The sequence below is a fragment of the Micromonospora sp. NPDC049799 genome, from assembly GCF_040656655.1.
Classification (GTDB): Bacteria; Actinomycetota; Actinomycetes; order Mycobacteriales; family Micromonosporaceae; genus Micromonospora.
In genome coordinates, this window is the sequence record NZ_JBFAMU010000279.1 from 1 (window position 1) to 6,435 (window position 6,435).

8 protein-coding genes are annotated in these 6,435 nt (G+C 72.4%); 2 read left to right on the plus strand and 6 right to left on the minus strand.

Annotated features, from left to right (window positions below):
• From AB0I76_RS19720 to AB0I76_RS19730, 3 genes are all read right to left on the minus strand, one after another.
• Positions 1–593 (minus strand): DUF1015 family protein (locus AB0I76_RS19720; RefSeq protein ID WP_357037266.1); only part of this gene is annotated, 593 nt, incomplete at its 3' end.
• 122 nt (positions 594–715) lie between these two features.
• Positions 716–1,024 carry a hypothetical protein gene (locus tag AB0I76_RS19725; RefSeq protein WP_357037269.1) on the minus strand — a complete coding sequence of 103 codons (309 nt, stop codon included), beginning with the start codon at positions 1,022–1,024 and terminating at the stop codon, positions 716–718.
• A 173-nt stretch (positions 1,025–1,197) separates the two neighbouring features.
• Positions 1,198–1,821, minus strand: coding sequence for a DsbA family protein (locus AB0I76_RS19730; protein WP_357037272.1), 624 nt, complete (start codon positions 1,819–1,821; stop codon positions 1,198–1,200).
• 218 nt (positions 1,822–2,039) lie between these two features.
• Between AB0I76_RS19730 and pepN the strand changes: the two genes are divergently transcribed.
• Together pepN and AB0I76_RS19740 are read left to right on the plus strand one after the other, a co-directional pair.
• On the plus strand, positions 2,040–4,589 hold the full coding sequence (pepN, locus tag AB0I76_RS19735; RefSeq protein WP_357037275.1) for an aminopeptidase N: 2,550 nt from the start codon (positions 2,040–2,042) through the stop codon (positions 4,587–4,589).
• A 69-nt stretch (positions 4,590–4,658) separates the two neighbouring features.
• A complete protein-coding gene (locus tag AB0I76_RS19740; protein ID WP_357037278.1) occupies positions 4,659–4,934 on the plus strand; it encodes a Uma2 family endonuclease in 276 nt (91 codons plus the stop codon).
• 72 nt (positions 4,935–5,006) lie between these two features.
• Here AB0I76_RS19740 and AB0I76_RS19745 read toward each other — a convergent pair whose 3' ends face one another.
• The 3 genes from AB0I76_RS19745 to AB0I76_RS19755 form a co-directional block, all read right to left on the minus strand.
• Positions 5,007–5,420 carry a DUF5130 family protein gene (locus AB0I76_RS19745; protein WP_357037281.1) on the minus strand — a complete coding sequence of 138 codons (414 nt, stop codon included), beginning with the start codon at positions 5,418–5,420 and terminating at the stop codon, positions 5,007–5,009.
• A complete protein-coding gene (locus tag AB0I76_RS19750; protein ID WP_357037286.1) occupies positions 5,407–5,694 on the minus strand; it encodes a hypothetical protein in 288 nt (95 codons plus the stop codon). Before AB0I76_RS19750 ends, AB0I76_RS19745 begins: the two co-directional genes overlap by 14 nt.
• 73 nt (positions 5,695–5,767) lie before the next feature.
• A partial coding sequence (locus tag AB0I76_RS19755; protein WP_357037283.1) for an amidase family protein occupies positions 5,768–6,435 on the minus strand: 668 nt, incomplete at its 5' end.

A 6,435-nucleotide genomic window follows, 5' to 3' on the forward strand; every position in this document is an offset into this window, starting at 1 on the left:
TCCTGCTCGGGCCCCGGGCCGAGCAGCCAGATGGCGTGCGTCCGCCCGGCCTGATCGGTGTCGGTCGCGGCTGGCGCACCCGCCGACTCGGTCGCCGCCGCCAGCGCGGCGTGCAGCTCGTCGCCGCGGCCGGTCTGGAGCAGGAGTACGGGCGAGAGCAGGTGGCCCAGCGCCTCGGCCAGCGCCACCCGCTCCCGCACCTTGGCGATGAAGACGTCCTCGTTGCGGATGACCAGCCCCGGCTCGTCAGCCCGGGTGGAGATCTGGTCGGTGTCGACCATGGCGAAGAGCCCGTACGCGGACTCCTCACCCGGCGCGCTGATCCGGTACAGCACGACCACCTGCTCGGCGGGCGTGTAGCTGCCGTCGGCCTTCGCCTCCGCGAGCCGCGACACCGCGTCCGGCAGCGCGTCGAGGAAGGACTTCCCGAGGCTGTCCGGCGCCCGGTGCGGCATCTCGATGCCGAGGGCACTGTGCGGGTTCGCCTCGATGATCGCGGTGATCTCCGCGTCGTCGGCGAACTCGTCGTAGTTCTGCGCGCCGGTGCCGCCAGTGGTGATCCAGGCCCGGGCGATCGGATGCACGACCGTCATGACGAGGACGCTACCGGTGCCGGCCGCCCCGACCGGCGCGGACCCACTCCCCGCCCACCAGGTGAGCCCAGGTGTAAGGAAGGGCCCCCTCTTGACGCATTCTGCATAGGAGGGGTCCCCTCTTAACTCTGACGGTCGAGGGTCCGGCGGTGCCGGCCGGCGGTCAGGGTCGGCGCCACCGGGCGGCCCGGCGTGGCGCTCGGCCGCTCCGGCCCCTTCTTCGCGCCCGGCGGAGTGAGCCGGAAGGCGGCCGGTACGCGGGCCACGCCGACCACAATCGGTGGGGCGAGCAGGTCCGCCATGTCCGCGGGGAGATCGGGGCGCACCGCCGGCCAGCGGGAGTCGTCGACCGACCAGTACGCGGCCTCGGGGCTGTCCGTCACCCCCTCCTCGCGGATCGGGTCGTCGCCGGACACACGGTGCTTGGCCATCGGGAATGCCTCCACGAAGCTGCGGGGTACGGCCCTGCGGGGTCGCTGCGGCGGACATGGAGGCCAACGAATCCCCCCGCCACCCGGTGACGGGGGCGGCGCGCGGTGGGGCGGTTGTTAAGAAGGGCCCCCTCTACAACGCCAGGCGTTGAGAGGGGGCCCTTCCTTACACCTCAGTCGAAGATGGGGCCGAGTTCGCGGGAGCGCTTCAGCTCGTAGAAGCCGGGCGTGCCGGCCACGAGCAGCACGCCGTCCCACAGCCGACCCGCCGCCTCGCCCCTGGGAGCGGGGGTGATGACCGGGCCGAAGAACGCCACCGGGGTGCCGTCCGGACCCGGAGCGTGGATGACCGGCGTGCCGACGTCGGTGCCGACCGGGCGCATGCCGGCCTCGTGGCTGGCGCGCAGCGCCTCGTCGTAGCCCGCGCTCTCGGCCGCGTCGGCCAGCGCCGGGTCCAGCCCCACGTCGGTCAGCGCGGCGGCGAACAGCTCCGGTGACAGCTTCTCCTGCCCGAGGTGGATACGGGTACCGAGCGCGGTGTAGAGGTTCCGGACCGCGTCCGAGCCGTACCGCTGCTCGACGGCGATGCAGACGCGGACCGGTCCCCACCCGGTGCGCATCAGTTCCTGGTACTGCTCGGGGAGGTCCCGGCCCTCGTTGAGCACCGACAGGCTCATCACGTGGAAACGGATCTCCACGTCCCGGACCTGTTCGACCTCCAGCAGCCAGCGGGAGGTGATCCACGCCCAGGGGCAGATCGGGTCGAACCACATGTCCACGGCGACACGCTCGCTCACGGTGGGGTCCCTTCACGACGGGTGGCGCCGGCTCTTCGGCGCCTGCACCGATCTTCACCCCACCGGCGGTCGAGGGGTACCGGAATGAGAGCGTGACCTGGCCCACCGCGGTGCCCGGGTGCATGGAAGACTCGGATCGCACCGGTCGTCACGAGCGGTCGGGGACGGCGCCGCGGCGGCGTACGGCGAGAATGGGATGGAGACGAACAGTGCCGGGAGTGCGCAACCTGACACAGGTCGAGGCGACCGAACGGGCCCGCCTCCTCGATGTGACCGGATACGACATCAGTCTGGACCTGTCCAGCGCCGTCCAGGCGGCCACGGGTCGTACCTTCCGGTCGACCACCGAGGTCCGCTTCCGGTGCACCGAGCCCGGAGCCACCACCTTCATCGAGGTGGCGGCCGACTCGGTGCGGTCGGCGACGCTCAACGGCACCGCGCTGGACCTCAGCGACTGGTCGGCGGAGAAGGGCCTCGTCCTGCCCGGCCTGGCCGGCGAGAACACGCTGGTGGTGGACGCGGACTTCGCGTACTCGAACAGCGGGCAGGGCCTGCACCGCACGGTGGACCCGGTCGACGGCGAGACGTACCTCTACAGCCAGTTCGAGACGGCCGACGCGCAGCGGGTGTTCGCCGCCTTCGACCAGCCCGACCTCAAGAGCGTCTACACCTGGCACGCCACCGTGCCGGCGCACTGGACGGTCGTCTCCAACATGCCGGCGGAGCGCGAGGAGGCGGCGGGCGAGGACCTCAAGACCGTCCACTTCGCCGAGTCGGCGCGGATGAGCACCTACATCACGGCGCTCTGCGCCGGGCCGTACCACCAGGTGCGGGACAGCCACGACGGCATCGACCTGGGCGTGTTCTGCCGGGCCTCGATGGCGCAGCACCTGGACTCCGACGACCTGTTCCTGATCACCAAGCAGGGCTTCGACTTCTTCCACGAGAAGTTCGGCGTGCGCTACCCGCTGCCGAAGTACGACCAGCTCTGGGTGCCCGACTTCAACGCCGGCGCGATGGAGAACTTCGGCTGCGTCACGCACGCCGAGTCGCACTACATCTTCCGCTCCCAGGTCACCGACTTCGAGTACGAGCAGCGGGCCAACACGATCCTGCACGAGCTGGCGCACATGTGGTTCGGTGACCTGGTCACCATGCGCTGGTGGAACGACCTGTGGCTGAACGAGTCGTTCGCCGAGTGGGCCAGCCACTGGTGCAACACCCACGCCACCCGGTTCGGCGACGCGTGGACGACCTTCCTGTCGATCCGGAAGAACTGGGGCTACCGGCAGGACCAGCTCTCCTCCACCCACCCGGTGTACTGCGAGATGCCGGACCTGGAGGCGGTCGAGGTCAACTTCGACGGCATCACCTACGCCAAGGGCGCGAGCGTGCTCAAGCAGCTCGTCGCGTACGTGGGCGAGGAGCCGTTCCTGGCCGGGCTGCGGGCGTACTTCGGCAAGCACGCCTGGGGCAACGCCACCTTCGACGACCTGCTCTCCGAGCTGGAGGCCGCCTCCGGCCGGGAGCTGCGCAAGTTCGCCGCCCAGTGGCTGGAGACCGCGCAGGTCAACACGCTGCGCCCGGAGGTGACGATCGGCGCGGACGGCACCTACGAGCGGGTCGTGGTCCGGCAGGACGCGCCGGCCGGGCACCCGACGCTGCGGACGCACCGCATCGGCGTGGGCCTGTACGACCTGACCGACGGCCGGCTGGTCCGCCGGGAGCGGCACGAGGTCGACGTGGCCGGCGAGCGGACCGAGCTGGCCGAGCTGACCGGGGTGCGGGCGGCCGACGTGCTGCTGCTCAACGACGACGACCTCACGTACGCCAAGCTGCGCCTGGACGAGCGGTCGATGGCCACGGTGGTGCAGCACATCGCCGGTCTCGAGTCGTCGCTCGCCCGGGCGCTGTGCTGGACCGCCGCCTGGGACATGATCCGCGACGCCGAGCTGGCCGCGCGGGACTACGTGGCGCTGGTGCTGGCCGGGCTGCCCGCCGAGACCGACATCAACCTGGTCACCGCCACCCTGCGGCAGGCGACCAGCACGCTCGTCTTCTACGCCGACCCGGCCTGGGCGCCGACCGGCTGGGCGGAGCTGGCCCGCACCGCGAAGACCGCACTGGCCGCCGCCGAGCCGGGCAGCGGCTTCCAGATCGCCTGGGCCCGCGCGTACGCCTCGGCGGCCCGCTCGCCGGAGGACCTGGCGGTCCTGCGCGGTTGGCTGAACGGCGGCGAGGTGCCGGCGGGACTGACCGTCGACACCGAACTGCGCTGGACGGTCCTCCAGTCGCTGGTCGCCAACGGTGCGGCCGGTCCGGCCGACATCGAGGCCGAGCTGGCCGGTGACCGTACGGCCAGCGGCGAGCGGGAGGCCGCGTACGCCCACGCGCTGGTGCCGACGCCGGAGAACAAGGCCGCGGTCTGGGCCGAGCTGACCGGGCCGGACGCGCTGCCGAACTGGCGGCACCGGGCGCTGCTCCAGGGCTTCGCCCACCCGGCCCAGGTCGCGCTGGTCGCCCCCTACCGGGACCGGTACTTCGCCACCGTCGCCCAGGTCTGGGCCAGCCGGGACAGCGAGCCGGCGCAGGAGTTCACCCAGCTGGCGTACCCGGCATACCTGGTGGAAGACGAGACGGTGGCGGCGACCGACGCGTGGCTGGCCGGCGAGGGCCACCCGGCGCCGCTGCGCCGGCTGGTCGCCGAGGGCCGCGACGGCGTCGTCCGCGCCCTCGCCGCCCGCGCGAAGGACACGCAGAGCGCCTGAGCAGAAGTACGCGGCCGGGGCCGGTGTGGGCACGTCCCACGCCGGCCCCAGGCGCCCCCTGCGGACGGCATGTGGATCGAAGCAGCGGATGTGGCACTGGTCGTCGAGGTCGAGTCCCCGAACAGCCGCCGGCACGACCGGTTCACCAAGCCCGCCCTCTACGCGGAGGCCGGCATCCCCGCCTACTGGCGGGTGGAGCGCGGCGACTTCGGACCGGTGGTGTACCGCTACGAGCTGGTCAAGGGCGTGCACTACAACCTGCTCGGCACGGTCGGGCCGGACGACCCGGTTCAGGTGGAGGAGCCGTGGCCGATGCGGCTGGACCCGAGCGCCTGGCCCCGCTGAGAGCAGACCACGGACGTACCGAAGCCCGGCCCGCGATCACGCGGGCCGGGCTTCGTCGTAGGTAGGGCGCGCTCAGCCCTTACCGGCGTGGCTGGCGAGCTGGTCGAGGCCGTTGATGATGCCCCCGGCCAGGTCGCCACCGCCGAAGGCCGCCACCATGGAGAGCGCGGCGAGCCGGGCGTACGTGTCGGGGATGCGCTTGCGCGCGTGCCGGCCGGTGACGATCTCCAGCTGACGCTGGTTGGGCGACACGGCGATCAGGACGGACTTGTCGGGCTCGGCGAGCTGGCGGTGCAGCCGCTCGGCGTGCTCCCGGACGGGCTCGTCGAGGCCGCCGACGAAGACCGAGAAGACCAGCCCGGTGCCCTGGTCGGCCTGACGCAGAGCCTCGTCGATGCGCAGCAGCTGGCGGGTCGAGAACGGCCCGTCCAGCACGTCGGGCGGGGTGTCCGTCCCCGACTGGGGCCGCATCTCACCAACGGTCACTTGCGCCTCCGGTTCCACCGGCCGGCGCCTGGACGCCGGCCTGCTCCTGCTTGCGGCTGGTCAGCGCCGGCGCCTGCGCGCCCGCTGCCAGCGCGGTGCCGGCCGAGTCGGCCAGCTGCTCCGGCCGGCCCAGGAACCAGACCGGAGTGAAGTCGAAGGGCCGGCCCGGGCGGTAGCGCTTGGCGCCGCCACCACCACCGCCGCGGCTACCGGCGTACGCCAGGCCGGCGATCACCAGCACCGCGGCCGCCGGGATGCCGACGAAGACCAGCAACGTCTCGGTTACAGACAATCCCAACGCCCCCAGGCGGAAGAAGAGATTTTCGGCGAGCGGGCCGGGTGGACGCTCATCGCTCCGACCTCCCGACTCCGCTGCCATTCACGTTAGCGGAGCCGACGGCCCGCCAGATTGCGGGGTGGCGATCCCATCCGCCACTGGCGTACTCCAGTTGCGCAGCGGTGGCGACCAACCTCGCGTCGTCGCCGTACCGGCCGCTGAGCAACACTCCCACGGGCAGACCCTCGGCGGTGACACCGACCGGCAGGGAAACGGACGGATCACCCGTCACGTTGAAGATGGCACAGTACGGAGAGAAGCGCCGCTGCCGGTCGAAATCCTCCGCCGGGTCGCCACCGGAGGTGAACCAGCCGACGGGCGCCTGCGGCGCGGCCAGGGTGGGGCAGAGCAGCAGGTCGCAGTCGGCGGTACGGCGGGCGCCGAGGCGTACCTGCGCCTGGAGTTCGCCCAGGGTGGCGGTGAGGGTGCCGGCGGAGATCTCCGCACCGCGGGCCCGCAGGTACCGCGTCAGCGGCAGCAGGTCACTCTCCCGCTCCAGCGGCACGGGGGCGAGCGCCAGCACGTACCAGACGAGCTCGAACAGCGGCCACGACGCCGGCCCCAGCGGCGACGCCACCTCGACCACCTCGTGGCCGGCGGCGGTGAGCAGCGCCGCGGCCCGGTCCACGGCGGCGACGCAGTCGGGGTGCACCGGCTCGTCGGCGAGCATCGGCGTGG